The 2,347-nt window shown below is 39.4% G+C and carries 2 protein-coding genes; both read right to left on the minus strand.

What is annotated here, in order from left to right:
- Window positions 1–525: 525 nt before the first annotated feature.
- A complete protein-coding gene (locus tag HT708_RS10160; RefSeq protein ID WP_172926350.1) occupies window positions 526–1,194 on the minus strand; it encodes an aquaporin in 669 nt (222 codons plus the stop codon).
- Between the two features lie 110 nt (window positions 1,195–1,304).
- Complete coding sequence (locus tag HT708_RS10165) at window positions 1,305–2,096, minus strand: DUF2785 domain-containing protein (RefSeq protein WP_000284389.1); 792 nt, start codon at window positions 2,094–2,096, stop codon at window positions 1,305–1,307.
- Window positions 2,097–2,347: the final 251 nt, after the last annotated feature.

The following is a 2,347-nucleotide window of genomic DNA, read 5'->3' on the forward strand; positions in this document are numbered from 1 at the left end:
TTTGATTTTAGTCCAGTATCAGCGCTCATGAGACCTCACGGGATAAGTCCTACATCTTTCCTCGTTTATACAAGATATGAGGACGTTAAAAGGTTAGAGTGAAAATAGGAAATCTGACGCAGAGTCTTTAGACTCTAGAAAGATTTATCTTTTTCACACAAACCTTAGTCCGAATTCAATTACTCTCGTGATTTACGCATATAGGTTACGACCACCTTTTTGGACTTTAGAGTTTGAGGCCCCCTTATCCGCTATATACGCCTTACTATCACCTTCCTGTTCGTAGAGCCACGATTTCGCTATCCCTTCCTCTGACGATTCTTATTTCCAGTGTCAGACTTAAAACGGTCTATCCCCAGACCGTTTTAATCCGCTACCTCACGATAGTCAGGCTTGGGAATCGCTATTGGGTTCACCGGTAGCAGGTGCCCACCGAGGACTTACACCTCAGATGCACGACATGCCCGTCGTACTACGAAAAAGCCCTGTTCCTCGAGATGAGGAGCAAGGCTTTTTGAGTTTCAATTATTCTTCTGTTCCAAGGAAGTTTTTAGCAACAAGGGCTGCAAGAACTCCACCAACGATTGGCGCAAGGATGAAAATCCAAACTTGTTGAAGGGCTGCGCCACCTACCAAAACAGCTGGTGCCAAGCTACGAGCTGGATTTACTGAAAGCCCAGTAATGTTCAAGCCCACAAGAATCATCGCCATCAATGACAAACCGATTACCAAACCAGCAATCGCGCCATTGCCCTTGCTTGCTGATGTCACAGTCATGATAACCAAGACAAACAAGAAAGTTGCGATGACTTCAAACAAGAAACCACCAAAGATAGTGACACCGTTTGCCAAGGCATTTTCACCAAGGCTAGCAGTTGACATACCCGAGTTAGCCAAGAGGAAGAAGACTGCGCCAGAAGCGATGAAAGCTCCAACAACCTGACCAAGTATGTAGTTTACAAGTTCTGAAGATGACAAACGTTTGTTTACAAACATAGCAATCGAAACAGCCGAGTTCAAGTGAGCACCTGAAACAGTTCCGATTGAGTAGGCTGCCACCACGATTGCCAAACCAAAGGCAAAGGCGATTCCAAGGTGACCTAGGCCATCAAGACCATTTCCAAAAACAACAGCTCCTGTCCCGACGAATACAAGCATGAACGTACCGATTAACTCAGCAACAAATTTTTTCATTTTCTTTCTCCTTTTTTCAAAAACTAGATACTAGTCTATCAAAAGTAGGAAAGGGTTTCAAGAAAATTGATTGGAAATTTTCTTGAAAATCATAGAACTACTAGCAATACCTAATATTGAAAAGATTGAATAGCTTCTTTCAAGTCATCTTGTAAACTATTTCTCTGGTCAAGTTGGACATAGACTTCCAACAGACAGGATCTGAAGTTGGAAAATTTATAAAAATCTTCTCTTTCTTCTATCGGAAAGTCAACAGCTTTTATCCAAGAAGCTACTTGCTCTTGCGCTAACTTCCCTTGTAAAATAGGTTCATAGATCACTCTTGCTAAACGCCAATCCTCATCATCTGTAAAACGAATCGAAACTCTTTTAAATAGTTGGCCAAGTATATCAAATACTTCATGAACTCTGTTTTTAGGAAAGTTGGGATGACAAACCACCTCTGTCAGTAAATCGGCTCCATGTGCAAAAGCATGAACCCAACCATACTGACTTGAAAAACCCGTTGTATCCTTTTCTTTTGAAAGATAATACAAACCTTGATTTAAAAGGACATTACGAATTCCTGCATTTAATTCCTGATAAAAAATCGATTGCTGGTTGGCATCTGCAGACAAGAGATTTGCATAAATAAGCGCCCTAAAAGAACGTTCAAGGGTTGACAGGCCTACCTTATCAATATCTTTATCTAACCCTCCATCAGATGAAATCCCTTCAGCAATGAAATGAAATTGTTCCTGTGTAAATAGCTCTTCCTGAATCCCTCTAGCAAAGCTTGTAAAAACAAGGTCATCACGAATTTCTGGAGAAGGATCTCCCAAATGATCAAGTAGCCACTGGATTTCTTCCTGGTTATAACTTGGTTTTTCTTCTGCTATTTTTCTAAGTAACTTTTGATACATGGTCAATACCTCTACATTTCTAGCAACTGTTCAAAAATCTGTCCTTAAATGACTTTAGCAATTTGTAAAATTAAGTTAAAGAGAAAAAGACATTTATATTCAGAGAAACAGCACATTTCTGAAAGGATACATAAATGATTTATTCCATATTACCACAAATGAACTTGTAATGATAGAACTTTATCACAAAAATCACATTTCTGTCTCAAAAATTGCGAAAAACTAGTTATATAGTCATTTAGTTTTAAAAA

This window comes from Streptococcus sp. 3613, from assembly GCF_013277375.1.
Classification (GTDB): Bacteria; Bacillota; Bacilli; order Lactobacillales; family Streptococcaceae; genus Streptococcus; species Streptococcus pseudopneumoniae.